This window comes from Bradyrhizobium sp. BR 1432, assembly GCF_051547705.1.
In the GTDB taxonomy this organism is placed as follows: domain Bacteria; phylum Pseudomonadota; class Alphaproteobacteria; order Rhizobiales; family Xanthobacteraceae; genus Bradyrhizobium; species Bradyrhizobium zhanjiangense.
Genome location: NZ_JBPUGF010000003.1, coordinates 1,853,365 through 1,878,153 on the forward strand (window position 1 = coordinate 1,853,365; position 24,789 = coordinate 1,878,153).

A 24,789-nucleotide genomic window follows, 5' to 3' on the forward strand; every position below is an offset into this window, starting at 1 on the left:
CTAGCTTCTCTGGAATACTGGATCGCCCGCCTGCGCGGGCGATGACAGCTCGGTTTGTGATGGCTTTAGCGCGTATCACAGACGTGCTAGAGCCCGCCTATGACCCCCCTTCCCTCCTTCGTCGACGTCGCGATCATCGGCGCCGGTGCCGCCGGCCTCGGTGCCGCGCACGCGCTGGCGGGCTCCGGCCTTTCCGTGGTCGTGCTGGAGGCGCGTGACCGGCTCGGTGGCCGCGCCTGGACGGTGCAGGCCTCGCCCGAGGTGATCTTCGACGTCGGCTGCGGCTGGCTGCACTCGGCCGACAAGAACTCCTTCGCTCCGATCGCGAAGCAGCTCGGATTCGAGCTCAACACGGCCCTGCCTCCCTGGCGCGAGCGCGCCTTCGGCAACGCCTTTCCGCAAACCGAGCGCGACGATTTCATGCGCGCGACGGAGGCGTTCTATGAGCGCCTCTGGCAGGCCGCGCAAAAGGGCAAGGACGAACCCGCGAGCCTGAGCCTCGAGCCGGGCAACCGCTGGAATCCGATGATCGACGCGGTCTCGACCTACGTCAATGGCTGCGAATTGAAGGACATGTCGACGCTGGACTGGGACGCCTATGAGGACAGTGACCTCAACTGGCGCGTCCGCCGCGGCTATGGCACGCTGATCGCAGCCTATGGCGCGCCTGTCACGGTGGCCCTGAGCTGCAACGTCACGTTGGTCGATCATTCTGGTCAGCGCATCCGGCTCGAAACATCGCGGGGCACGCTGACCGCGGACAAGGTGATCGTCACCGTCCCGACCAATCTGATCGCCAATGAGACGATTCGCTTTTCACCACCGTTGCCGGCCAAGGTCGATGCCGCCGCCGGCCTGCCGCTCGGCGTCGACGACAAGGTGACGCTGGCGCTCGATGGCGCCGAAGCCTTCCCGACCGAAGGTAATCTGCGCGGCGCCACCATGCGCACCAAGATGGGCACCTACCACATCCGTCCGTTCGGCCAGCCCTGCATCGAAGGCTTCTTCGGTGGCAGCTTTGCGCGCGAGCTGGAAGACGCGGGCGAAGGCGCCATTGCCGCGCAGAGCATCGACGAGATCGCGGGCCTTCTCGGCAACGACATCAGGCGCAAGCTGAGGCCGCTGTATGAATCGCGCTGGGCGCGCGATCCCTTCGCGAGGGGCTCCTATTCGCATGCGCTGCCGGGGCACGCGGGAGATCGTGCTGTGCTCGCGGAGCCAGTGGACGGACGGTTGTTCTTCGCGGGAGAAGCGACGTCGCCGAATTTCTTCACGACGGCGCATGGAGCGCGGGACAGCGGGGAGCGCGCGACTAACGAAGTGCTGGCGGCGCCGGGGAAGCGCTAACTAGGGGTCGTCCCGGCGGAGGCCGGGACCGCATACCGCGTGATCCATCGGTGATCTTCGGTATTTGTACCGCGGGCTGGCACCTTAACTGCCAGTCTTCGCCAAACCTCTTCCTGTGGTTATGGGTCCCGGCCTTCGCCGGGACGACACCGAATGTGCGGTGCCGCCATCCAATTGAACTGACGACTCACTCAATCACCCGCGCCCGCAAATCGGCATCGGGCACGAAGCAGGTGTCATACTTGCCGAAGATGCGATAGCGGTTGCGTGCGACAAGGCTGTAGACGGGGTCCCTTAACAGCCTCGGCACGGCGAACAACGCGCGCACCCAGCCCCAGCCGGGGAGCAGCGACAACACGGTCAGCGCGGCGTCCGACTTCATGAACACCTCGCCGCCGTGGACTACGGCGTTGGTATCGGGATCATCTGGATCGATGCCGAACGTATGCGCGAGCCGGGTCCCGTAGTCCGATTGGATCGGCGTGAAACGGAACCGCCTTGCTTTGTCGCGGGTCGCCACGAAGCGGACCCAGCGCGAGCAGAAGATGCAGACGCCGTCATAAAGGATCACGTCGTCGTCGGGCCATTTGCTCATCAGCGATTATCCAGCGTCAGGAGAGCCACCAGCATCAGCACGATCGCCGGCCCGGTCTTCACCAAAGCACCTAATGGCTCGATCCAGAGATCGGGCGTGAGGATGGCTGCACCCACCATGTAGCCCAGCGAGGCGATGATGCCGGCAGCGAGTCCGATCGCCGCGGTGCGGCGGAAGGCGATCAGCACGCCGATGCTCATATCCATCAGGCTGGTGCCGATGGTGATGGGATCGACCAGCGCTGGCGGAAAGTCATGCGCGGTCAGGATGTCGGCGGCGCCACGATAGGACACGAACAGTGCGATGAAACCAGAGACGAGCCAGAACACAGCAAGGCTTACGAAGATCAGCGCCTTGGCCAGGAACAGCCGCGCGAACCATTTGTCCTGGATACTTGCCGGATGGCGACCGATCGTCTCAGCCAATGTCTTTGGTGCGATGCCCGTGGCTGCGATCCACGCCGAGGGATCGCCGGTCACGCCACGGCGCAGCTCGGCAATGGCGGTGGAACGCAGCGGCGGCATCCAGCCGAGATGACAGGCTAAATCGCCGACTTTGGCGCCGAGATCTAGCAGGGATGACGGCATCGCGATCAGTCGCCAGGTGGCCGTGCCGAACGCGTGGCGAAACTGCTTGATGACGCCGGCCATCGTCACCGGCTCTGCCTGCATCAGGTCCCAGCTCACGGCTTTCACGGAGGCGTCGTCGATATCACGCGCGGCGAGCCAGGCGATGGTGGCGGCGATGTCCTCGACCGCGACGGGCTGGAAGAGCGTCGCCATTTCCTTGTCCGGCAGGTCGAGCGGAAAAGCGGCAAGCGCACGCAGCATGGCGCTGCCGCCATAGGCTGACGGCGCAACCACGAAGCCCGGCCGCAGGATGGCATGGGGAATGCCGGAGGTCGCGATCAAACGTTCGGCGTCGCGTTTGGTCGTTGCGAAGGCGGTGCGATCCGCCTCCACCATCCCGGGGATCGAGATGTGCACCAGACGGATCGCACGGCCGCCAGCGCCAATTGCCTGAAGCAGGCGCGCGACGAAATCACGATGCACGGCATTTGTGTCGCTGCCGGGCCCGTCCTGGAGCACGCCGAGGCAGTTCACGACGACATCGACGGCATGCTCGCTGAGGAGACGCGCCAGCGCAGCCGCATCCAGGATGAGGATCGGCAGCTCGATGTCCAGCGCGCTCATCTGCTGCGCCGGCGACAGGTTGCGTGCCACGCCGACAACGCGAAAGCCACGCGCGCGCAGATCGTCGGTGACGAAGCGGCCGATCAGGCCGGAGGCGCCGAACAGCAAGATGGTTCGCTTACTCATTGCGCCTCTCACTACGGTTTTGCGATCATCAGCCAGAGGATCAGCATCGTCGCGCCGAAGCCGGGGAAACCGAATGCGAACCAGCGACGGAACAGAACGAAATAGCGCTCCGGAAGCGCGTTGCACTGTTCGGCCGCCTTGCGCGCGAGGTCGCGCATCTCGATCTGCATGAAGACGACGGGGACCCAGAACAGGCCTGCGACGGCATACAGCGCGAGCGAAGTCAGCAACCAGCGCTCGGTGAGCGACGTCGCCGAGAGCATCATCAGCAGGCCGCCCGTGACCGGCTGCAGGATCACGGCCGACAGCGTGAAGATCGCATCCGCGATCACGACCACAGCGGCAGTGCGCGCGATGAATGCCACGTCCTGCGTGCGATGCGCCATCAGCATGAAGAAGGCGATGCCGGTTCCAGTGCCGAGGATGACGATGGCGCCGAGCACATGCAGGAATTTGACCGGGAAATACAGCGTCATGGCTTCTTGGTCGCCATTGGCTTGAGCTGGTTCAGCGCACGCGCGAGACCACCGCTTGCGGCTTTGACGCCGGCCTCGGTTTCGATCATCCAATGACCCTCGCTGCCGACGGCCGGCAGGGTGCGGAAGTCGGCTTTGCCGCCAGTGCCGCGAAACGCATCGACCAGGTTTTGCGAAAACGCGGGCGCGAAGTAACTGTCATTGGCCGCAACGAGCCACGTGACGGGAATGCGCGCGGCCTTGCCGAACTCGGCTGCGGCCGCAAGCAGCGTGTGCGGCGCGCAGACCCTGTTCGGCTCGTCATTGGCATGGCCGCCGCGCCCCGGTGCGAATGCAATGATGGCGGAGATCGCCTTCGGATCGGCATTGGCGAGCGCCAGCGCGCCCCAGCCGCCGGCGGAATGGCCGAGCACGATCGCGGCGTCTTTGCGGATAAATTCCTGCTTTCGCAAATAGTCCAGCGCGAGCGAGATTTGGTCGGCCGTTGCGCCGGCCGATCGTGCGTAATCCGCCTCGTCGCAGCCACCCTGGTCTTCGACATAGCGGCCACCGGTCGCGCCATGGCCGAGCCGTTCCGGCACCAGCACGGCAAAGCCGCGCGCGACGAGATACGCCATGAGCGCGCGATATTCCGGCCGCGGCATTTGCGCGCGACGCAAGCCATTCTGCGTCGAGGCGTGGGCGATGACCGCGAGCCGGAACGGGCCGGCACCGAGGGGGCGAAACAGCAGCGCATGCGCGGCCATGCCGGTATCCGGCGATGGCACGCGCCACTCTTGCCGGCGAAACGGTTCGCCCTCCTCTCCCAATGGGCCAAACGTGACCTGAGCGCACAGAGGTGACGCAGCCAGCACGGCCAGCAAAGACAAAAGCGCAGGAGTGACGAGGAGCCGCATGAATTGCCAAAGGAGGCGGACGCGAACAGCGATGGCCACACTAATAGGAACGAATCACTCCGGGCAGACTTTCTGCGCTGCCATTACCATTCATTCATTGCCGCAGCGAGTTTTGCACCGACACATGGCAGGCCACTGCCATTCGAGACGCCGGCGTGTCCTCTTTCGGGACAACGGGCTTGAAATACTGATGCAGAAAGTCCACACGTTAACCGATAATTAACGATAGGTCTTGCCGCCGGCGCGGCGACTTGATTTGATCGCCTCCATGAGCACAACCCTGATCGAGGTCCGGCCGGCCAAAGCCGCAGATGCAACTGCGGTGGCGTCGACCCATGACGAAGCCTGGCGCTCGGCCTATCAGGGCATCATCCCCGGCGCGGAGCTGGAAAAGCTGATCAACCGCCGCGGTCCACAGTGGTGGGACAGCGCGATTCGCAAGGGCAGCCGCGTCAGCGTGCTGGTGTTCGGCGACAAGATCGCGGGCTACGCCAATTACGGCCGCAACCGCGCCCGCAGCCTGCATTTCGACGGCGAGATCTATGAGCTCTATCTGCGGCCGGAATTCCAGGGCCTCGGCTTTGGCCGCCGCCTGTTCGCCGCCGCCCGCCGCGACCTGATGCAGAGCGGCCTGAAGAGCATGGTGGTGTGGGCGCTCTCGGACAACGATCCGGCCACCGAGTTCTACCGTGCCCTGGGCGGCCGCATGGTGGCGCGCTCCTCGGAGCGGTTCGGGCCGAAGTCGCTCGACAAGGTTGCCTTCGCTTGGACCAATTGAGCTGCTGAAACCTGCATCGGCAGCGTTTTCCATCCGTTGATACCGCCCGCCTTTTGCGTCGGTGATCGCCGGATTCATTATTTCACAAAAACGCGATGGATCAGCGGGCCAAGCCCGCGTATGACAGCGCCAAAATCGCTGCCGGGCGCGATTTCACCTCGGCAACAACGGAGCCTTGAATGCGTATCGATGCGGTCTCGATCGGGAAGAACGTACCCCACGACGTCAATGTCATCATCGAAGTCCCCGTGGGCGGCGAACCGATCAAATACGAGATGGACAAGGAGGCCGGCACGCTCGTCGTCGATCGCTTCCTCTACACGCCGATGCGTTACCCCGGGAACTACGGCTTCATCCCGCACACGCTGTCGGATGACGGCGATCCCTGCGACGTCCTGATCATCAACACCCGCGCCATCATTCCCGGTGCCGTCATGAGCGTGCGCCCGGTCGGCGTGCTGTTCATGGAAGACGAAGCCGGCGGCGACGAGAAGATCTTGGCGGTGCCGTCATCGAAGCTGACGCAGCGCTACGACAAGGTGAAGAGCTATTCCGACCTGCCGGACATCACGCTCCAGCAGATCCAGCACTTCTTCGAGCACTACAAGGATCTCGAGAAGGGCAAGTGGGTGAAGATCCTGCGCTGGGGCGGCCCGGAGGACGCGCACAAGCTGATCCTCGAAGGCATGGATCGCGAGAAGAAAAAGAAGGCCTAAGTCTTCGGTATCCCGGACAATAAGGTGTGCTCCCTCGCCCCGTTCTTACGGGGAGAGGGTTGAGGTGAGGGGCTACCTCCACAAAGACGGTCAGAGTTGGACCCGCGGAGAGTCCCCCTCACCCGGAATCCGCGCTTCGCGCGAATTCCGACCTGTCCCCGCAAGCGGGGAGAGGTGAAGAAAAACTACACCGCCGGCTTCGGCAGCCCTGCGATCGCGCAGGCGGCGCGCAGCGTGTTCACCAGCAGGCAGGCGACCGTCATCTGGCCGACGCCGCCCGGCACCGGCGTGATCGCACCGGCAACCCCAATCGCTTCCTGATAGGCGACGTCGCCGACGAGGCGCGCCTTGCCGTCTTCTTTGGGGATGCGGTTGATGCCGACGTCGATCACGGTCGCGCCCGGCTTCAGCCAGTCGCCGCGCACCATCTCCGGCTTGCCGACCGCGGCGTAAACGAGGTCGGCGCGCTTCACGAGGCCGGGCAGGTCGCGCGAGCGCGAATGCGCGATCGTGACCGTTGTGTTCTCGTTCAGCAGCAATTGCACCAGCGGACGGCCGACCAGGTTGGAGCGGCCGATGACGATGGCGTTCATGCCTTCGAGCGAAGCGTGCACGCTTTTGGTCAGGATGATGCAGCCGAGCGGCGTGCAGGGCGACAGCGCCTCAAAACCACCGGCGAGCCGGCCGGCATTGCTCGGATGCAGGCCATCGACATCCTTGGCGGGATCGATGGCGTTGATGACGGCCTCGGTGTTCAGCCCCTTCGGCAGCGGCAGTTGCACCAGAATGCCGTGCACGGCCGGATCGCGGTTGAGCTTTGCGACGAGCGCCAGGAGATCCGCTTGCGAGACGTCGGCGGGCAGCTTGTGCTCGAACGAGGCCATGCCGGCGCCTTGCGTCTGGGTGTGCTTGGAGCGGACATAGACCTCGCTGGCGGGGTCGTTGCCGACCAGCACCACCGCGAGGCCGGGGACCAGATTGTGCTCGCGCTTGACGCGGGCGACCTCCTCGGCGACGCGGCCGCGAAGCTCCGCGGCAATGACTTTTCCATCGATGATTTTGGCGGTCATGTCAGTTCCCTCAGTCTTTCGATTTAGCCGACACGAGCTGGCGCAGGGCTTCTCCGAGCCGCACCGGGTCGCCGTCGACCGCGATCTGCTTCAACCGCGAGGTAGCTCCCGATAGCAATTTTACGCTGGCCTTGGGCACGCCAAGCGATTTCGCCAGCAGGACCAAGACAGCCTTGTTGGCCTCGCCACCATCGGCAATGGCGCGTACCCGCACCTTGAGCACGCTGCGGCCGTCGGAGAGCTGCTCGATCCCGTCGATGTCGTCGCGGCCGCCGCGCGGCGTCACCCGCAGCGCGATGCTGACGCCTGCGGCAGAGATGCGCCAGGGTTCTTTGGCAACCAAGGCGCTCCAGCCCGCTTAGATCACGTTCGGGTAGATGTAGTACAGGATCACCCGCTCGATGAACATGATCAGCAGAATCAGGATGATCGGCGAGATGTCGAGGCCGCCGAGACTGGGCAGGAAATTGCGAATCGGTGCCAGCAGGGGCTCGGTGATCCGGTACAGGAACTCCGCCACCGCCGAGACGAACTGGTTGCGGGTGTTCACCACGTTGAAGGCGATCAGCCAGGACAGGATCGCGGCCGCGATCAGCAGCCAGACGTAGAGATCGAGCACGATGATGACGATGTCGAGAACGGCACGCATGGCTTTTGAGAACTCTGGCTCCGGTCGGGATTGACGGCGTTCGCTTGATATCGGTTCCCCCCGACCCAAACAAGGGAAGTCGGCGCCCGGATGGCCAAAACCGGGTTATACCCGTCCTTGACTTGACCTTGGCGGGGACTTAAATGGCGCCCGGTTGTCGGCCGCGTTCACCAGAGCGGCCAGCAAAGGGGCCATAGCTCAGCTGGGAGAGCGCGTCGTTCGCAATGACGAGGTCGGCGGTTCGATCCCGCCTGGCTCCACCACGCTTCGCCCTTCGGGCTACGCGTGGCGCAGCCGCGCGAAGCCCGAAGGGCGAAGCGTGGTGTCCGGCGAAGCCCGCAGGGCGAAGACGGACGGTTCGAGTCCCCTACCTCCCCGTAAACCTCGGCGGCCGCTTCTCCATAAAACTCGCCACGCCCTCCCGGAAATCGCTGCCGTTCAGCGCCACCATCATCTCGCGGTTGGCCTCGATCGTCGCCTCCGCCAGGGTCTGGAACGGCACCTCGTAAAGCTGCCGCTTGATCACGGCCATCGCGCTCGGTGAGACGAAATCGGCGAGATCGCGCGCATAGGCATAGGTCTCCTCGCGGAGTTTTTCCGGCGAGTAGAGCCGGTTCACCAGCCCGATCCGCAACGCTTCGTCGCTCGACACGCGCCTCGCCGAGAGCAACAGATCCAGCGCATGGGCATGGCCGACGATGCGCGGCAACATCCAGCTGATGCCGTGCTCGGCGATCAGGCCGCGCCGCGCGAAGGCGGTCGTGAACACCGTATTGTCGGCGGCAAAGCGCAGGTCGCAATAGAGCGCGTGGACTAGGCCGATACCGGCGGTCGCGCCGTTGAGCATGGCGATGACGGGCTTTGCGATCGACGGATAGAAGCCGTAGCGCGTCTGCCAATCCGGCCGGCGGTTCATGTCGAACGGCGGCAGGTTCGATGCGCGCCTGACGTCATCGGGATCGAGCCCTTTCAGCGCATCCATGTCGGCGCCGGCGCAGAAGGCGCGGCCCGCGCCGGTGAGCACGATGACGCGGACATTGTCGTCGGCGCTTGAGGCTTCCATCGCGTGACGCACGTCGCGCTCCATCGTCGGCGTCCACGCATTCATGCGGTCCGGGCGATTGAGCGTGATGGTCGCGATCCTGTCGCTCACCTCATAGAGAATGTGTTCATAGGCCATGGCGCTCTCCCTTTGCTTGCCGGCGCAATCTCGCGTGCGCGCGTTGCGAACGAGCCTAGCATATAAAGGGATGAGGCAAGGGCTTGCGCGGAGGCGCGATTCACTCGGCGGCTTGCGCCAGCACCGGCCGGCGCGCCAGCCAGCCATTTATGAAGTGATCGAGCCAGGCGCGCTCCGCGAGGTCGTAGACGGCACGATCCGCGAAATGGTGATGCCGCTGCCGCGCTCCGGGCGCGCTGAAGCCGTCATAGCCGCGCGTGGTCCAGCAATGCATCATCGCGTAGGTCACGTCTGGATGAAACTGCACACCGAAGGCGTTGCCGACTCGGAACGCCTGCACCGGAAAATCATCACCTTCCGCGAGCAGCTCGGCACCGACCGGCAGCTCAAATCCCTCGCGATGCCAATGATAGACCTGCGCAGGCCACTCCGGGCAGAGCGCGTGGCCCGCAGCGGTCGGCCTGATCGGGTAATAGCCGATCTGGGTCAGCGCATCCGCATGCGGCGCGACGCGGGCCCCCAGCTGCATCGCGAGCATCTGCGCGCCGAGGCAGATGCCAAGGAACGGACGCTGCTCACGGAGCGGAATTTCGATCCAGTCGATCTCGCGGCGGATGTAGTCGTCGGAATCATTGGCGCTCATCGGGCCGCCGAAGAACACGGCGCCGGCATGCCGATCGAGCGTCTCGGGCAGGGGATCGCCGAAGCGGGGACGGCGAATGTCGAGGCGATGGCCGAGCGCGCGCAGCGCATTGCCGACGCGGCCGGGCGTCGAGGATTCCTGATGCATGACGATCAGAACCGGCAACCGGGCTTCGGAGGCGGAGGCGGAGGCGGCCGCGCCCGGCGTCCTCCTTCGGAAGGGCACCAATTCTGCGCCACCAAACCTGTCCGTCCGGAACGACATGGCCTCTGCGAGTGCTATCGGTTCAGACCGCCAGCATAGCTAAGCGATGGTTAACATCGTGTGAGTTCGCGCACACACACCCGACTGAAGCAAGCTCCGGGCCACTACGGTGCTTCAAAGTTTTCTCTAGTGCCGGCGCCTCTGAAACCGGCTGGTAGCGGCCAGGATGAAGCCGCGCGGGAAGAAACGCAGCGCCAACGGCACAATCTTGATGCCCAGACCAGGCAGCACTGCCCGTTTGTTGGCCATCAGGCCACGATATGCATCGCGTGCAACTTCGGCGGCGGAGACGTTGAGAACGGCGGTATCATGTTGGGAGCCGACGCCGGCGCGCGCCTGGAATTCGGTGGGCACCGGACCCGGGCAAAGTACGGTGACGCGAACGCCGCGCGGCGCGAGCTCCGCCCGCAAGGCTTCGGTGAACGAAATCACATAGGCCTTGGAGGCGTAGTAGACGGCCATGCCGGGGCCAGGCAGGAAGCCGGCGACCGATCCAACATTGAGAAGACCGCCCTTGTTCCTGATGAGCTGATCGGCAAAGCGCAGCGACAGGTCCGTCAGGGCCCGGACGTTGACATCGACGATGCCGAGCTGCTCAACGCGATCGCGCTCGATCGCATCACCGAACACGCCGAAGCCGGCATTGTTGACGAGATGATCGAGCTCGACGCCTTCGGCGGCAAGTGCTGCCGCGATGGTCTTGCCGGCATCCGCTTGCTCGAGATCGCAGGCGATCACGATCGGCTTCTTGCCGCCGTTGGCGGCAAGCTCGTTCGCGAGCGCCTCCAGCCGATCCGTCCGGCGCGCCGTCAATGCGAGGCGATGCCCATTGGCAGCAAACACACGCGCCAGCTCCGTGCCGATGCCCGCCGAGGCACCGGTGATCAGCGTCACCCGCTCAGTCACGATCGAAAACTCTTGAATTCAAGTTTTTGGCCCCGCAATGGCGGAACGAGAGCACAGGCCGCGCGCGACATGCAAGCTGCGCCGCCAGCATGGCCGCTTGAGCAGAACGACAGGCCGCGCTGAAAAACCGTTGATTTGCAGGCGGATTCAGCGCAGGCGGCGGATAAATTAAAGTTTCGTCATGTGCCCGGGTAGGCCGCGATCAGTCGTGTCGAAAGCCGTCAGCCGCCGACAGCGCTGTCCTTGACTTGGCCGCCGACACGGTCCGCGACGGCGTGCTTCAGGTCGATCCGGTCGCGCTGCGATATCCCGAGCAGGTCGGAGGCGCGCCAGACGACGTTGTCTTCGAATTCGCTGACCTGACCGTCGGCATAGACCAGCTCCCACATCATCTGCACGATGCGTTTGCGACCCTCCTCGTCGAGCGAGCGCATGATGACGCTGGTGAAATGATAGAGATCGACCGCCTCGCCCTCGACCTGGGTGGCGTCGGCGATCAGCCGATCCGCAGTGCCGCGATCGAGCCCAAAATGGCTTTCGATCAGGCTGTGCAGCTTGCGCTGCTCGGCTGGGCTCGGCTGGCCGTCCAGCGAGATCACGTGAATCAGCAGCGCCGTGGCCGCCAGCCGATAGTCGCTGTCGCCAAATGCGCGGTCCTGGTCATGGGGAGTAACAATGTCGGCGATGAATTGGCGCAGGCCGTCGAGCATAAAGTCCTACCGAGATCGATGAAGCCGCGAGAGGCGGCTGTTACCAGCACTATATGAGCAGCAAACTCAACCGGCGCAATGTACGTCAGTTCCGCGCGCTGCATTACGTTTCGGCAATCTGTTGTCGTGATTTGAAGCACCCCTCGGGGTCGTCCCGGCGGAGGCCGGGACCCATAACCACAGGGTGTAGTTCGGTGAAGATTGGTCGTTTTTTGCTGTGTCCATTCGCAACCGAGAGGTCACGCGGTATGGGTCCCGGCCTTCGCCGGGACGACAGTGAATGTCCTCACGGTATCTCATACACCACCATCTTGTCGGCGATGCCGCGCAGCGCGGCCTGCTTCTGGATCGGCTTGATCTCGCGCTGCTGAAGGATTTCAGCAACCGCCGGCACATCAAGCACCGGGCCGGTGATGTGAATTTCCTGCGCGGTCGACAGGCTTTGCACGCGCGAGGCGATGTTGACGGTCTGGCCGAAATAATCCTGGCGCTCGTTCAGCATCACCGCAAGACATGGACCTTCATGGATGCCGATCTTGAGAATGAGATCGTTGGCGCCGCGCCGCTTGTTGAGTTCGTCCATCGCCGCCCGCATCCGCAGGCCCGCGACGATGGCGTGCTCGGGACGGACGAAGGTCGCCATCACGGCATCGCCGATCGTTTTCACCACCGCGCCCTTCTCGGATGAGATGATCTCGAGCAGCGCGTGGAAATGCGCGCGCACGAGATCGAAGGCGGCGAGATCGCCGACCCGCTCATAAAGCGCGGTCGATCCCTTCAGGTCGGTGAACAGGAACGTCAGCGAGGTGATCTGGAGCCGCTGGTCGAGACTGAGATTGTCCGCCTTGAAGACGTCGCGGAAGGTCTGGTTCGACAGCATCCGCTTGGCGGTGAGGAACGGCTTACGCTTGCCGATGAGATGATGAAGCGCCTCGGCCGCGATGAACACCGACGGCAGCACGCGCACACCGGCCTGGTTTTCCAGCGATAGCCGCAGCGGACCCGGCCGCATGGTCGTCGTTCCCGTCGGGGCCTGCACCTTGTTGTACATGATGGCGAGCTGCTGACGGTCCTTGGTCGGCTCGCCCTGGACATCGATGAAATGAGCGGCGTGCGTCACCGGCTCGAAGATGATGACGAAATCGCTCGGCAATTGCAGCGACATCGTCGCCTTCTCGCCGGCCGGCAGCTCCATCGTATCCAGCGTCACCTCGTTGGCCAGCGTCGCAAACAATTCCTTGTTGAAGTCGACGCCGGAGCTCCAGAACACCTGCTTGAAATACTCCCACACCGGAAGCGTATCGGGATCGTGCGCCGCGATGCGCCGGACGCGCGGATTCACGGTGAAAGAGACCTCGACCTGGTCGTCGACGGACGCCTTGTAGCCGCAGGCGCAGAGCGCGCAGTGATAGTCGTCGGGCTTGAGCGCCTTCAGCGTCGAGTGAGCGCCCAGCACGCCGCCGCAGCCCGGACACAGCACGTTCCAGCCGAGATCGAACAGACCGAGCCTGGCCGAATGCAGGAAAGCCGAGATGACGCGCTCTTCGTCGAGGCCGTGATGCCTGGAGAAATCGAGGACATTGACGCGGTTGAGCTCGTGATCCTCGCCGTCCTCGATGAGGCGCGCAATCGCATCGACCACCTTTGCATCGGCGGTCTGCTTCAGAACGGAAAACTGGGCCTGGATGTCGCTCATGGCGGGGCTCTGTCTAAGCTGGATCACGCCATCGGCCAGACGAGGGTCCGTTACCGACGGGTGATGCGGAACATGGGTGAGTGGTCCGGCTGGGTCGTGACGACGCCATGCGGGATCACGGGAACGGTATCGGCAAGCTCGACGCGGAACGCACCGATCAGCCGGGCCAGCGCCAGCACCGATTCGGCTTGCGCAAACGGCGCGCCGATACAGACGCGTGGCCCCGCGCCGAACGGCAGATATGCGAAGCGATCGGGCTCCGCCGACATGAAGCGCTTTGGAATGAACGCGTTCGGCTGATCCCACAGTTTCTCGTGCCGGTGCAAAAGCCACGGCGCGATCATGATGATATCGCCCTTGCCGATCTCGATGCCGGCCGCGTTGTCCTTATCGCGCGCGGCACGCGCGACCAGGAAGGCGGGCGGATAGAGCCGCATCGTCTCCTCGATCACGGCACGGGTGAACTTCTGCCGATCGATGTCGGCGATGCTGTCGAGATGTTCGCCGCGGGTCTCAGTGGCGACCTCCTCCTGCGTGTCAGGATCGAGCGACAGCAGATAGAGCGCCCAGAACAGCGCCGTCGCTGTGGTCTCGTGACCTGCCAGGATCATGGTCGCGACCTCGTCGACGAGCTGTTCGTCGGAAAAGCCCTTGCCCGTTTCAGGATCCCGCGCCTCGTCCATGAGGTCGAACAGGTCGCGCGGTGGCGCGCCGTCCTTCTTGCCGGCCGCGCGCCGTTGGGCGATCAGCATGGCAACGAATTCGGTCCAGCGCTTGCGAAACCGCGCCCGTGCAAAATCCATCGGGCTCGGCCAGGACACGGGCAGCACCATGTCGAGGAAATAAGCTCGTCCCAGCCGTGCGGCATATTCCATGATGAAATTGCGCAAGGTCGCGCCATGCCGGTCCATGCCGAACGAGAACATCGTGCGTCCGGCGATCTCGAGCGTCATGCGCTGCATGACCTCGCGCAGATCGACCGGCTCGCCTACTCGCGTATCGAGCTTTGTGATGGTCTCGTCGAGCACCGCCGTCATGTGCGGGACGAGATTTGCGGTGGCGCGCGGCGTAAAGGCCGGCGCGAGCGTGCGGCGCTGAAACGTCCAGGAATGACCTTCCGCAATCAGGAGGCCGTCACCGAGCACGGGGCGCAGCATGCGGATGCCCGCCGGCGTGCGCGTATAGTTCTCGTAATTGCTGAGCAGGACGTGCCGGATCGCGTCCGGCTGGTTGAGGATGAAACTGTTGCGGAAAAAAAAGCGGCCCGGGAGGACGTCTTCCTCATAGGCACGCTGTCCCCAGGTCGCGATCATGTTCTGGCGGATCACCGCGAGCTTGCCAAAGAACGACATGTCATCCGGCGCACGCGGCGGGGTCGGAGGGATGAGGGGCCGACGCAGGCTTGCGATGTTCATGGCTCGCTCCCGCAGAAGTGACGCAGGTCAATAGCTAGTAAGTCAGCTCGGCGATCGCAATCCTGTTCTCGGCGGCGGGCCAGGCGCGTGCCACAATCCGTTCTTCGCCAAATTGGGCCACGATGTTACGTCCGATCTCGCTCGCCGGAAGCCGCAGGGTTGCTGCCGCATCCGTGGGCACGCCCGGTTTGACGTCGGCCGGCTCCTTGCCGTCGAGCAGCACCACGTCCCGCGGCAGGCCGAAATCGCCGCGCGGCCGCGACATGATCACGACAGCTCCTGCGTCCTTGTCAGCCGGCCCGAGCGGACGCGCGGGACGCAGGTGCACGACGTCGGACGAGCGCGGGAATGACGAGCGGTAGATGTGCGTCGTCGGCGCGTCGGGCGAGACCAGGACGAATTCGAGCGACCAGGCCGGATCGACCTGCGCCGGTCCCCAGCGGCCGTCGGCACCGGTCTTTGCGCTGTGCAGCGCGCCGCCCTTGCGCTCACCGGTATCAGGATCGACGCGGAAGACATCGACGGTTGCGCCCGCCACCGGACGGTTGGTCGATACGCCGCCCGGCGTGCCCGTGACCAAACCGCTCAATTTCACGGTTGGCTCCGGCACAATCGCGATGCGCGTGGGCTCGCGGCCGGCGATGAACTTGTAGATCTCCCGAAAAGCGCGCGGATGAAACGCAACCTCTCGATGATCGAGCGCACCAAGCACGAGGTTGGTGGCGCCCTTCAGCTCCGGCCCTTCGGCGGTAACACCGGTCGGGACGCCGGGCTTTCCGATGAAACGCCCGTCGGCTTGGGCATATTTGTCCAGGCCGTCACTGCGCAAGGTGAGAAAAGCTGTGCCCGGCGTCACCTCGCTCTCGCCCTCGTTCAAGCCGCGCAGGAATGCGCCGCGGCCGTTGAACTCGTTGTTGGGCGTATCGTCGGTCGCAAACACGCCGTGATTGGGCGTGCCGCACAAGATGGCGTGACTGACATCCCCGGCACCGCCATTTTTGATGACGTTGCGGATGGCATAGCCGCCGCGCGAGCTGCCGACCAGCGCCACGCGGGACGCGCCGGTACGGCGCTTCAAGTCAGCGATGGCGGCCGTGAGCTCGCGGCGCTGGTCCTCGGTCGAGGACCGGTTCGCCTGCTCGACCTTGTCGTCGCTCCGCGCCAGCGGATCAGTGAAGTTGATCGCCGCCATGCGATCGCGCGCGACGCCGTTGGATTCCATCCGCCACAAGGTCGTGATCCAGAGCGCGTCGTAGTCGCCATTGCCGTGGACGAACAGGATCGGCGGCAGCTCAGTGCTTGGCGTGGCGGCAGGTGCGGTTTGCGCCATCGCGCCTGCCCGCAAGCTCGCAACTGCGAAAGGCAAGCTGCCTACTGCTTGCAGGATCGTCCGTCGCGACAGCTTCATCTGTTCCCTCCCCCGGCAAATGCCTCTTTGCACCGCTTATACCGACCTAACCACTGGACAGCGAAGGACTTTCGCAGGCATCACTGAATTGGCCGGAATCACCACGACCACTTCTGACACCCGATATGGAAGGGGATATGACCGAGCAGACGAACCGCCAGAGAATTGCCGCCGAGGGCATCACCGCACCCCTGCGGTACACCGTATTCCGGCGCATCTGGCTCGCCAGCCTGCTCTCCAATCTCGGCCTCCTGATCCAGGGCGTCGGTGCCGCCTGGGCGATGACGCAGATGGCGGCCTCGGCCGACAAGGTGGCGCTGGTGCAGACCGCGCTGATGTTGCCGATCATGCTGATTTCGATGCCGGCCGGCGCCATCGCCGACATGTATGACCGCCGCATCGTCACCCTGGTCTCACTGTCGATCGCGCTGACCGGCGCCACCGCGCTCACGATCCTGGCCGGGCTCAAGCTGATCACGCCGGAAACGCTGCTGGCGTTCTGCTTCGTCGTCGGCAGCGGCAATGCATTGTTCGGACCTGCCTGGCAGTCCTCGGTCAGCGAGCAGGTGCCGCCCGATGCGCTGCCGTCCGCGGTGGCGCTGAACGGCATCAGCTACAACATCGCGCGCAGCTTCGGTCCTGCGGTCGGCGGCGTCATCGTCGCCGCGGCCGGCGCAGTCGCCGCGTTTGCCTGCAACGCGGTCCTCTATCTGCCGTTGCTGGTGGTGCTGCTGCTGTGGCGACGCAGTACCGAGCCCTCGCGCCTGCCGCGGGAAAAGCTCAACCGCGCCATGGTCTCCGGCTTCCGCTACATCACCAACTCGCCGCCGATCAAGATCGTGCTGCTGCGCACGCTGGTGATGGGCCTGATCGGCGGCGCCGTGATGGCGCTGATGCCGCTGGTCGCGCGCGACCTCTTGCATGGCGGCGCGCAGACCTACGGCATCATGCTCGGCGCCTTCGGCATGGGCGCGGTGGTCGGCGCGCTCAACATCCATGAATTGCGCAAGCGCATGAGCGGCGAGGCGGCGATCCGCGCCTGCACCATCTCGATGGCGCTCGCGATGGCCGCCCTCGCCTTGAGCACGGAGCCGGTGCTGACCGCGACCGCGCTGGTGCTGGCCGGTGCGGTCTGGATGGCCGCGGTGGCGCTGTTCAATATCGGCGTGCAGCTCTCGGCGCCGCGCTGGGTCGCCGGTCGCTCGCTTGCGGCGTTCCAGGCCTCGATTTCGGGCGGCATCGCGATCGGCGCCTGGGGTTGGGGCCATCTCACCGACTATGCCGGGGTCGAGGTCGCGCTCCTGGTCGCGGCCGGCCTGATGCTGATCTCGCCGCTGCTCGGCATCTGGCTGGCGATGCCGCGCGTCGGCGCGCGCAACGAGGATGCCGAGGTGCTGGCCGATCCCGAGGTGAAGCTGTCGCTGACGGGCCGCAGTGGGCCACTGGTGGTCGAGATCGAATACCGGGTGAGCCAGGAGAATGCCCGCGCCTTCCACAATGTGATGCAGGACGTGCAGCTCTCCAGGCAACGCAATGGTGCCTATGGCTGGTCGATCGCGCGCGACATCGCCGATCCGGAATTATGGACCGAGCGCTATCATTGTCCGACCTGGCTCGACTATCTACGCCAGCGCAACCGCTCGACCCAATCCGAACGCGCGCTGCATCAGCAGGCGATCGATTTCCACATCGGTCCCGAACCAGTGCGGATCAGGCGCATGCTTGAACGTCCGTTCGGCTCAGTGCGCTGGAAAGAGGATACGCCGGACCGCGCCAATAGCGAGGTGCTGCCGGTGGTCGCGACTGCAGCGGGGAGCAGCACGTAAGTCTGTCAACCTGTAGCCCGGATGGAGCGAAGCGCAATCCGGGACGGTCTCACCGCGGAAACAGAACCCCGGATTACGCTCCGCTCCATCCGGGCTACGAAAACCACTACTGCCCGTGATCCGTCAGCACCTTGTCGCAGCCTTTGCTCAGCCGGGTGCGGTTCTGCTTCAGGCAGGCGAGCACGGCGCCATCGCCATTGTTCATCACGGGCCGGCAGAAGCGGCTGACATCACGCGCGCAGGCATCGTGGCCGGGCTGCTGCTGCGCGAACGCGCTCGATGCGCACAGCAGCAAGGGAATAATGAAAAGAAATCTGGTCATCGCGCAATGCCTCTTACCCGGAAGAAATGTGCGGGCGAAGCTAGTGCGATGATCCCGAGGCCGCAACGGCTTTGTTGATTGGCTGCAACGTGCCGCCGCATGGTCCCGGCTTAACGCCGGGGCGCAGTCGCGAGGGAGCTAAGGGACGCAACGATCGCCGCGTTGCTTACTGCTTGTCCTGCGCGTCAGCGACCTTGCGCGAGGCGCCCTTGGCGAGGTCCTTGTCCATCACCGCGCGGCAGCCGGCGCTTAGGTCAGAACGATGCTTAATCATGCACGCCGTGATCTTCGGGATGTTGGGGATGTCCGCCGAGCAGAGGCGGAATGCATCGCCGGTGCACATCTGCTGCGCCTCGGCCGTGAAGGCGAAGCTCGAGGTCGTCGAGACAATCGACACGATGGCGGTAAAGCTCAGGGCCAGGCTGGTGTCGCGGATCTTGGTCGTCAGGGACTTGGTAGAAAGAGATTTGCCAGAAAGAGACTTGGCAGAAGAAGACTTGGTCATTTGAAGCTCCCATTGGTGCCGTCGGAACGGCGCCCGTTGTTGATGAGAACTACGATGCTCCGGCAAAACGGTTTCCACTGTGATGACAGTCACGGCAGACACAGCCTCTGTGACCTCAGTCACTTTGGCGCACCTCGCTGAAATTCCTCCGTAACCGCTGTCGCGTTGGTGTCACGTTAACTGTTCCTTCGCATTAATGGCTCGTCGCGCGGGAAATTCCGCCGGTTTGGTTGCGTAATTGGAAAGAATAGCGATGCGTAATGCGTTGGGCCTGATGCTGGCCAGTGTAGTTGCGGCGGTCGTGATTGCCGCCGGCGGTTGGTTTTATTATTCCGCGCGCGCCGATCAGGGCGCCCCCAAGACAGTTGCCGCCCGTGCCGCCGATCCATTGCCGGCACCAGCGAAGCTCGCCGCCAAGGATGACGTCGAGACCACCGCGGCGATCGCGGCCAAGCCGGCGGCAGCTGCTCCGGCACCTGCGCCCGCCGCCGCCATGCTGGTGCAGCAGAACAGGCCTGCGCCAATCCGAACGCGCTGGGCGTTGCCCGGGTGGTCGAGATCGACACCACAGGGGGTCCCGGCTTCGGCTTCGAGCACTTCAAGCAGTTCGACTTTCTCACCGAGAAGGAGGTCGTGCTGACCTTCGACGACGGTCCGTGGCCGGTCAACACGCCCGCGGTGCTGAAGGCGCTCGCGGATGAATGCACGAAAGGCCTGTTCTTCTCGGTCGGCAAGCACGCGACCTATCATCCGGAGATCCTGCGCCAGGTGCTGGCCCAGGGCCACACGGTCGGCACGCACACCTGGTCGCATGTCAACCTGAACAGCAAGAAGATGACCGAGCAACAGGTCAAGGACGAGGTCGAGAAGGGCTTCAGCGCAGTGAGATTCGCGCTCGGCACCAACCCGGCGCCGTTCTTCCGCTTCCCACAGCTTCAGCACAATCCGGCGATGGTGACCTATTCGGCACCCGCAACGTCGCGATGTTCTCGACCGACATCGACTCCTTCGACTTCAGGAAGGGCGCCACGCCGGAGAAGATCGTCGAGACCGTGATGACCAGGCTGGACAAGCTCGGCAAGGGCATCATCCTGATGCACGATTTCCAGAAGCACACCGGCGAAGCCTTGCCGGCCCTGCTCGCGCGGCTCAAGGCCGGCGGTTACAAGGTGGTGCAGATGAAGGCCAAGACGAGCTTCCAGACGCTGCCGGAATATGACGAGGCGTTGCTGAAGGACCTGAAGGTGCCGACCTCGAGCGCACGTCCGATCGGAAGCGTGGTGCAGACGGTTTCGCAATAACCGCGACCACCGCTTCAATATGCGCATGGCCGGGCCTTCGCCCGGCCATTTGCTTTGGGCGAGCGGCTTACCAGTAGATGCCGTGACGGTGCAGCTCGCTGATGATGCGGCGTTCGGTCCAGCTGCGCTTGTGCTTCGGCTTGTCCGCCCTTGCCGTCGTCTTGGTGGCAGGCTTGGTCGTCGTGACCGGCACAGAGGTCGTCGTGGGCGTCGTCACGGCCGGAGCGGTCGCCGCAGCCGGCGCAGAAAGCGACACTGCCGGCGGACGATCGGAATATTTCGGAGCCTCCGTGGTTGGCGCGACTTCGCTCAGCTGCGTCGTCGCGGTGGCGGTCGCCGACGTCGTGGTTTGCGGCGCGGAGGTCTGCTCGCCTGCTGCGGCCAGCGACAGACTACGGGACCCGCCTGCTTGGGCCGGCGCGGAAGCCAGGAGCATGGCGGCAACCAGAATGATCTTGCGCATATGAAGTCTCCCCGTGTTGGCGTGGCTGGACGTTACGGGAAGCGCGCCTGAGGTTACGTGATCATGATCACGCAGGCTGCCGTGCAGTCTTGAACCGTGTGCTCAAGCAGGCTGGATGTGCTGGTCAAAACGCCGGGCTTGCGGAGATCGGATGAACTGAGGCGCTGGTGCCGCAAGAGGGATTCGAACCCCCGACCCCGTCATTACGAATGACGTGCTCTACCGACTGAGCTATTGCGGCGAACCCTGCCGGAGCCAGGACGATGCCGGCCCCGATACGCGCGCCCCTGATATCGGGCATGGCCCGAATTGGCAAGGACAAGCGGCGTTTGAAATGCGTCTCACGCGCCCCAGCGGGACCAGAATCCGCGCCAGCCGCCGGCCTGGGCCTTCGGCGTGCCGATTTGTTCCGTAAATTCATCGCTCGGGCCCTCGTCGTCGATCCCGGGATCGTCAGGCGCGCGGACGATCGGGATCACGGCAGGGATGGGGGCCGGTCCGGGTTTGCCGAGGTCGGCCCGGCTCCGGAACACCGGCGTTGCCGCCGGCGGCGATGATTCGACGGGCGCGGGGGCGGGATCAGTCGGCTCGGCGGGGGTGACGGTCGGCTCTTCCTTGACAGCTTCCTTGGCAGGTTCCTTGGCCTGAGGGGGCGAATTGTCCTGGGCGGCCGGCGCCGGCACTGGGGCCGCCACCGGCGGTTCCACCGGAGCTTCGCTGGCCGCCGCCGTCACCCGCTTCGGCGGTGGGGCCGCCAGCATGGCCTCCTCGAAGGCCGAGGATTCGATCGTGGCGCCCTTGTCGGAAGGAAGGCTCGCGACCGGTGTCTGCCACTGGAACGCATCGAGACGGCCGGTGACCGGGGAGACCGGACGCCAGCGGTCGCTGACATAGCCGTCTGCAGTCCAGGCCGGATCGTGGCGGGCCCGCACCGCGCGCAAGGTCCAGGCGCGGGCACGGCCGCCGTCGCCATGCTCGGTGCGTTCGATCTCGGCCATCAGCAGCGCGACGCGCTGGGTCGGATCGTTGACGTAAGGCGCGAGCGCCTCGCGCGCGCGGGCGAACTCGGAGGCATCGATCGCAGCGCGCGCGATCGCGAGCTGGCCCTCGACATGGCCGGGGTTGTCGGCAGGCGTCTTGGCCGCGAGCGTCTCGACCCGCTGCAAGCGCTGCCGCGCGGAATCGCCGAGCTTCACATGGGCATAGGCATCCGCGAGATCGGGATGCGGATTGGCGAGCCAGGCGGCCTCGACCAGCTTCATGGCACGGCGCACCTGATGCGCCTCGCTCTCGAATTTCGCGGCGAGCACCGCGGCCGGCACGAGAGTCGGTGCGAGCTTGACCGCCTCCATCACGCTCTCGCGCGCGACGTCGCGGTCCATGGTCTCCAATTCCAGCGCGCGCGCGGTGAGCAGTACGCCACGCTGCCGGCGATAGGTCTGCTTGTCGATCAGGCCAGCTGACGAGATTCGAATCGAGGATCGCGAGCGCGCCGCTCCAGTCGCCGCGCGCGCAGCGGAAGCCGAGCACCGCCTGCGAGGCCCAGGTCGAGGACGGCGACAATTTGATGGCTTCCTCGGCGATCATCACGGCGCCGACCGCATCGTCGGCGCGCTGCGCCTCGATGAACAGGCCGCGCAGGCCGAGCAGCCGCGTGTCATCACGCTCGGCCATGGCGCGGAAGACGCGCTGCGCTTCATCGCGATTGCCTTCGAGCTGCGCCGACTGCGCGTGCAAGAGCAGCGCGAGCGGATCGTTCGGCGCATGCCGCCGCGCCGCTTCCGCATGCCGACGGGCGAGCGCGGTGTCGCCATGACCGATCGCGAGCAGGCCGTGGGTGATGGCGTGGCGGCCGCGGGCATGGCGCTTCTCATGACGACGGCGGCGCAGACGCCCCGGCGTGCGCCAGATCATGGTCAGGATGCTCCAGACCAGCACGATCGCGGCTGCGAAGATGCCGAGCCCGAGCACGAACCCGGGAAACGTCGTCGTGGCACGGAGACCGCCCCAGGTCAGGACCAAATCGCCGGGCTGATCGGCAACCCAGGCTCCGCCGGCCGCCGCCAGCGCGATCAGAATGAGAAAGAGGACGATGCGAAGCATGGTGATCTCTATACGCGCTGATTGTTGCGCGAACCTTATTGAACAGGCTTGACCGGATCAGATTTGGCGAGATCCGCCATGGCATCGTCGGCGAATTTGCGGGACGCGGCGAGCGCGGCGTCGCGGGCATCGGCCTTGTCGAGCCAGGCTTGCGCCGCGGTGCGATCGGCCTCCGGCAGCGACTTCAGCTCGCGACGTGCCTCCGCGAAATCGTTGCGTAGCGCCGCCGCGGTGACGCGCGTCACGATCGCACCGCGATCATTGCCGACGCCGTCGGTGCGTTCGATGCGGACGAGCTTCGATGCGCCGGCCTGGAGGCGGTCGACGATACCGCTGCCGCCGGTCTGGGTTTCCGCCGGCGGCGACAGTTTCGGCACGATGTTGAGAAGCTCGCGGCTCAGCGCGACCGGCGTCGGGATGCCTGACGATGCAAAGTTGTCGAGCGGCTTCAGCATTTCGGGTTTCGCCGCCAGTGACCGCGCCGCGGCCAGTTGCTGTTGATAGGGATCGCCATGGCGAACGGCGACGTCGAGCAGGGCCGCCGCCACGACATGGCGCAGCGGCTTGTCGTCCACCGTCTTGGCGTCGGCGATCTTCTCGCCCTGCTGCGCCAGCTCGGCCCGTTCGGTCCTGCCGGCGCGCTCGAGCTGCGCGATGCGGTCGTTGAGAGCGCTAAGATCGGGCGCGGCAGCACCTGAAGCGGATTTCACGTCGTTCAGTGCACTCGCCGCCTTGTCGGACTGCGCGCGCAAATTGGCGATGTCGCCGCGCAGGCTGCTGGCGGACTTCTCCAGTGCGTCGATCCGCGCCGCCATCGCCGGATCGGCCACGGGCTTGCCAGCCTTGGCTTCGACCGCGGCAACGCGGCCGCTGAGCGCATCGATCGTCGCACTCGTGACTTGCGGTGCGGCAGGCGGCGCCTGCACGGCGGGCCAGCCCAGCATCCAGCCGACCGCGATCACGACTGCCGCTGCGACAGCGCCGGAGAGCGGAGCAACGACCCAGGGTGAAATCGGCGGAGAGACGGGCGCGGATGCAACGGCGGCCGGCCCCTTATCACGCTCCGGCTCAGCATCAGCATGTTCGGACTTGACCTGCTCGGATTGTGACGACTCGGTCTCGGCGCGCTCCGGCGCCGCCTGAGCCTCGGGCTCGCCCGCCGCCTGCTGCGGCTGGGTCGAGACTTCGGTCGCCTCGAGGTCGATGGTGGGCGGGGTGCGCTTGGCACGACCGCTGTCGGGGGCCAATCCTGCGTCTTCAGGCTTGTCATCGACCATCTTGACGGTTCCTCACATCCATACCTTGCACAGATCCTTCGGATCCGATTGCGTCGGATTCGGCCCGACCTCTTACGCCAAACGGGTGCGCAAAGCACGCTCCAAGGTGTCGAATAAGGCATTTTCGTCCGGCGTCGCCGCCACCAGAACCTGCGACGCGCCAGCTTCGCGCAGCACGCCTGCAACCGTCTCGGACAGGCAGCATTGCGGTATCGCCAGTGCCGAGATTTCGACACCTTCGTCCCGCGCCGCGTCCAGAAACGCCCGCGCGCTGCGCCGCGAATAGTGCAGCACCGCCTCGATCCCATGGGCGGCAAAGCCGTCGCAAACTTCGCGTGGCAGCAACTTGACCGGAGCCATGCGATAGGTGGTCTGCGTGACCACATTGAATCCTTCGGCGCCGAGCTCGTTGCCGAGGTCACGCGACAGATCCGCACCCGCGAGGTAAAGCAGCGTGCTCTTTTTCTTCAGCACCTTGTCGCGCGCGCTCTGCACCACCTTGTTGCGCAAGGCCGCAGCGTCGCCACCGGCGACGATCACCTCGGCAAAGCCGGCGTCGCGCGCCGCAGTAGCCGTGTGCTCGCCGACCGCAAACAGCGGCAGCTCCAACAAACCAAGGTCCCGCAATTGCGCTGTGACGCCACGGATTGCATTGGCCGATGTAACGATGACGCCGTTATAGTTCGTCTCGCTCTCGTCATGAAAGGCGACCGGCTCGAACTTGAGCACCGGCGCAAGCAGCACCACATGCCCCCGCGCGCGCAAACTCTCCGCCGTCGCCTCATTGTCGGGATGCGGTCGTGTGACAAGAATGGACATCGCTGGTGTTCCCGAACCACGTGGCGGTGGCGCATTTACGAGGACGGCCGTGCGTGACGATTGCGCAAGCCATCCCCGGAATGCTACCGGACGTACCAGAACTCT

General features: G+C 64.9%; 23 protein-coding genes, 2 tRNA genes and 2 pseudogenes. 6 read left to right on the forward strand and 21 right to left on the reverse strand.

Translation table 11 applies throughout. The features are described from left to right. Positions 1 to 99: 99 nt before the first annotated feature. Entirely contained in the window at positions 100 to 1,347 is a 1,248-nt protein-coding gene (locus ACSKB8_RS08810; RefSeq protein WP_438103640.1) for a flavin monoamine oxidase family protein, read from the forward strand. 187 nt (positions 1,348 to 1,534) lie between these two features. Here the strand turns inward: ACSKB8_RS08810 and ACSKB8_RS08815 are convergent, their stop codons facing one another. From ACSKB8_RS08815 to ACSKB8_RS08830, 4 genes are read right to left on the reverse strand one after another with little or no spacing between them, the layout of a single operon-like run. Then, entirely contained in the window at positions 1,535 to 1,942 is a 408-nt protein-coding gene (locus ACSKB8_RS08815; protein ID WP_438103641.1) for a thiol-disulfide oxidoreductase DCC family protein, read from the reverse strand. Further along, the gene (locus ACSKB8_RS08820) at positions 1,942 to 3,261 is read right to left on the reverse strand and encodes an SDR family oxidoreductase (RefSeq protein WP_438103642.1); all 1,320 of its coding nucleotides are present in this window, start codon (positions 3,259 to 3,261) and stop codon (positions 1,942 to 1,944) included. Before ACSKB8_RS08820 ends, ACSKB8_RS08815 begins: the two co-directional genes overlap by 1 nt. A gap of 11 nt (positions 3,262 to 3,272) precedes the next feature. Next, the gene (locus ACSKB8_RS08825) at positions 3,273 to 3,737 is read right to left on the reverse strand and encodes a DUF2269 family protein (RefSeq protein ID WP_438103643.1); all 465 of its coding nucleotides are present in this window, start codon (positions 3,735 to 3,737) and stop codon (positions 3,273 to 3,275) included. Beyond that, positions 3,734 to 4,633: a dienelactone hydrolase family protein gene (locus tag ACSKB8_RS08830; RefSeq protein ID WP_438103644.1), complete on the reverse strand. Its 900-nt coding sequence runs from the start codon at positions 4,631 to 4,633 to the stop codon at positions 3,734 to 3,736. The genes ACSKB8_RS08825 and ACSKB8_RS08830 overlap by 4 nt, the downstream gene beginning before the upstream one ends. A 268-nt stretch (positions 4,634 to 4,901) precedes the next feature. Between ACSKB8_RS08830 and ACSKB8_RS08835 the strand changes: the two genes are divergently transcribed. Together ACSKB8_RS08835 and ppa are read left to right on the forward strand one after the other, a co-directional pair. After that, positions 4,902 to 5,411: a GNAT family N-acetyltransferase gene (locus ACSKB8_RS08835; protein ID WP_008136728.1), complete on the forward strand. Its 510-nt coding sequence runs from the start codon at positions 4,902 to 4,904 to the stop codon at positions 5,409 to 5,411. 179 nt (positions 5,412 to 5,590) lie between these two features. Then, complete coding sequence (gene ppa, locus ACSKB8_RS08840; protein WP_438103645.1) at positions 5,591 to 6,127, forward strand: inorganic diphosphatase; 537 nt, start codon at positions 5,591 to 5,593, stop codon at positions 6,125 to 6,127. A gap of 185 nt (positions 6,128 to 6,312) precedes the next feature. Here ppa and folD read toward each other — a convergent pair whose 3' ends face one another. Genes folD through ACSKB8_RS08855 form a run of 3 tightly spaced genes read right to left on the reverse strand, consistent with a single transcriptional unit; the run spans position 6,313 to position 7,846 of the window. After that, complete coding sequence (gene folD / locus ACSKB8_RS08845; protein WP_438103646.1) at positions 6,313 to 7,197, reverse strand: bifunctional methylenetetrahydrofolate dehydrogenase/methenyltetrahydrofolate cyclohydrolase FolD; 885 nt, start codon at positions 7,195 to 7,197, stop codon at positions 6,313 to 6,315. A gap of 10 nt (positions 7,198 to 7,207) precedes the next feature. After that, a complete protein-coding gene (locus ACSKB8_RS08850; protein WP_370989085.1) occupies positions 7,208 to 7,540 on the reverse strand; it encodes a DUF167 domain-containing protein in 333 nt (110 codons plus the stop codon). 15 nt (positions 7,541 to 7,555) lie between these two features. Beyond that, complete coding sequence (locus ACSKB8_RS08855) at positions 7,556 to 7,846, reverse strand: YggT family protein (protein WP_091882830.1); 291 nt, start codon at positions 7,844 to 7,846, stop codon at positions 7,556 to 7,558. A gap of 187 nt (positions 7,847 to 8,033) precedes the next feature. On the opposite strand from ACSKB8_RS08855, the gene ACSKB8_RS08860 reads away from it, so the two are divergent. Then, positions 8,034 to 8,109, forward strand: a tRNA-Ala gene (locus ACSKB8_RS08860). A gap of 104 nt (positions 8,110 to 8,213) precedes the next feature. Here the strand turns inward: ACSKB8_RS08860 and ACSKB8_RS08865 are convergent. The 7 genes from ACSKB8_RS08865 to ACSKB8_RS08895 all read right to left on the reverse strand — a co-directional run bounded on the left by ACSKB8_RS08865 (position 8,214) and on the right by ACSKB8_RS08895 (position 16,068). Further along, positions 8,214 to 9,026: an enoyl-CoA hydratase gene (locus ACSKB8_RS08865; RefSeq protein WP_438103647.1), complete on the reverse strand. Its 813-nt coding sequence runs from the start codon at positions 9,024 to 9,026 to the stop codon at positions 8,214 to 8,216. A 100-nt stretch (positions 9,027 to 9,126) separates the two neighbouring features. Next, positions 9,127 to 9,933: a glutamine amidotransferase gene (locus tag ACSKB8_RS08870; RefSeq protein WP_438103648.1), complete on the reverse strand. Its 807-nt coding sequence runs from the start codon at positions 9,931 to 9,933 to the stop codon at positions 9,127 to 9,129. A 126-nt stretch (positions 9,934 to 10,059) separates the two neighbouring features. After that, positions 10,060 to 10,839, reverse strand: coding sequence for an SDR family NAD(P)-dependent oxidoreductase (locus ACSKB8_RS08875; RefSeq protein WP_370989081.1), 780 nt, complete (start codon positions 10,837 to 10,839; stop codon positions 10,060 to 10,062). A 221-nt stretch (positions 10,840 to 11,060) separates the two neighbouring features. After that, a complete protein-coding gene (locus tag ACSKB8_RS08880; RefSeq protein ID WP_438103649.1) occupies positions 11,061 to 11,549 on the reverse strand; it encodes a TerB family tellurite resistance protein in 489 nt (162 codons plus the stop codon). Between the two features lie 286 nt (positions 11,550 to 11,835). Next, positions 11,836 to 13,245, reverse strand: a complete 1,410-nt coding sequence (locus ACSKB8_RS08885) for an adenylate/guanylate cyclase domain-containing protein (protein ID WP_438103650.1) — start codon at positions 13,243 to 13,245, stop codon at positions 11,836 to 11,838. Between the two features lie 50 nt (positions 13,246 to 13,295). Next, a complete protein-coding gene (locus ACSKB8_RS08890; protein WP_438103651.1) occupies positions 13,296 to 14,660 on the reverse strand; it encodes a cytochrome P450 in 1,365 nt (454 codons plus the stop codon). A 34-nt stretch (positions 14,661 to 14,694) separates the two neighbouring features. After that, positions 14,695 to 16,068, reverse strand: a complete 1,374-nt coding sequence (locus ACSKB8_RS08895; protein WP_438103652.1) for a hydrolase — start codon at positions 16,066 to 16,068, stop codon at positions 14,695 to 14,697. Positions 16,069 to 16,205: 137 nt separating this feature from the next. Between ACSKB8_RS08895 and ACSKB8_RS08900 the strand changes: the two genes are divergently transcribed. Then, positions 16,206 to 17,894 carry an MFS transporter gene (locus ACSKB8_RS08900; protein WP_370989076.1) on the forward strand — a complete coding sequence of 563 codons (1,689 nt, stop codon included), beginning with the start codon at positions 16,206 to 16,208 and terminating at the stop codon, positions 17,892 to 17,894. Between the two features lie 106 nt (positions 17,895 to 18,000). Here the strand turns inward: ACSKB8_RS08900 and ACSKB8_RS08905 are convergent, their stop codons facing one another. Together ACSKB8_RS08905 and ACSKB8_RS08910 are read right to left on the reverse strand one after the other, a co-directional pair. Beyond that, on the reverse strand, positions 18,001 to 18,216 hold the full coding sequence (locus ACSKB8_RS08905) for a hypothetical protein (protein WP_438103653.1): 216 nt from the start codon (positions 18,214 to 18,216) through the stop codon (positions 18,001 to 18,003). Between the two features lie 166 nt (positions 18,217 to 18,382). Continuing rightward, complete coding sequence (locus ACSKB8_RS08910; protein ID WP_438110461.1) at positions 18,383 to 18,721, reverse strand: hypothetical protein; 339 nt, start codon at positions 18,719 to 18,721, stop codon at positions 18,383 to 18,385. A gap of 253 nt (positions 18,722 to 18,974) precedes the next feature. On the opposite strand from ACSKB8_RS08910, the pseudogene ACSKB8_RS08915 reads away from it, so the two are divergent. After that, a pseudogene (locus ACSKB8_RS08915) lies at positions 18,975 to 20,022 on the forward strand (polysaccharide deacetylase family protein). 67 nt (positions 20,023 to 20,089) lie between these two features. Here ACSKB8_RS08915 and ACSKB8_RS08920 read toward each other — a convergent pair. The 5 genes and pseudogenes from ACSKB8_RS08920 to ACSKB8_RS08940 all read right to left on the reverse strand — a co-directional run bounded on the left by ACSKB8_RS08920 (position 20,090) and on the right by ACSKB8_RS08940 (position 24,684). After that, a complete protein-coding gene (locus ACSKB8_RS08920) occupies positions 20,090 to 20,485 on the reverse strand; it encodes a hypothetical protein (protein WP_438103654.1) in 396 nt (131 codons plus the stop codon). A 165-nt stretch (positions 20,486 to 20,650) separates the two neighbouring features. Continuing rightward, positions 20,651 to 20,726 (reverse strand) — tRNA-Thr (locus ACSKB8_RS08925). Between the two features lie 100 nt (positions 20,727 to 20,826). Then, a pseudogene (locus ACSKB8_RS08930) lies at positions 20,827 to 22,588 on the reverse strand (heme biosynthesis HemY N-terminal domain-containing protein). Positions 22,589 to 22,623: 35 nt separating this feature from the next. Continuing rightward, entirely contained in the window at positions 22,624 to 23,865 is a 1,242-nt protein-coding gene (locus ACSKB8_RS08935; protein WP_438103655.1) for a COG4223 family protein, read from the reverse strand. A gap of 72 nt (positions 23,866 to 23,937) precedes the next feature. Beyond that, complete coding sequence (locus ACSKB8_RS08940; protein ID WP_438103656.1) at positions 23,938 to 24,684, reverse strand: uroporphyrinogen-III synthase; 747 nt, start codon at positions 24,682 to 24,684, stop codon at positions 23,938 to 23,940. Positions 24,685 to 24,789 lie beyond the last annotated feature (105 nt).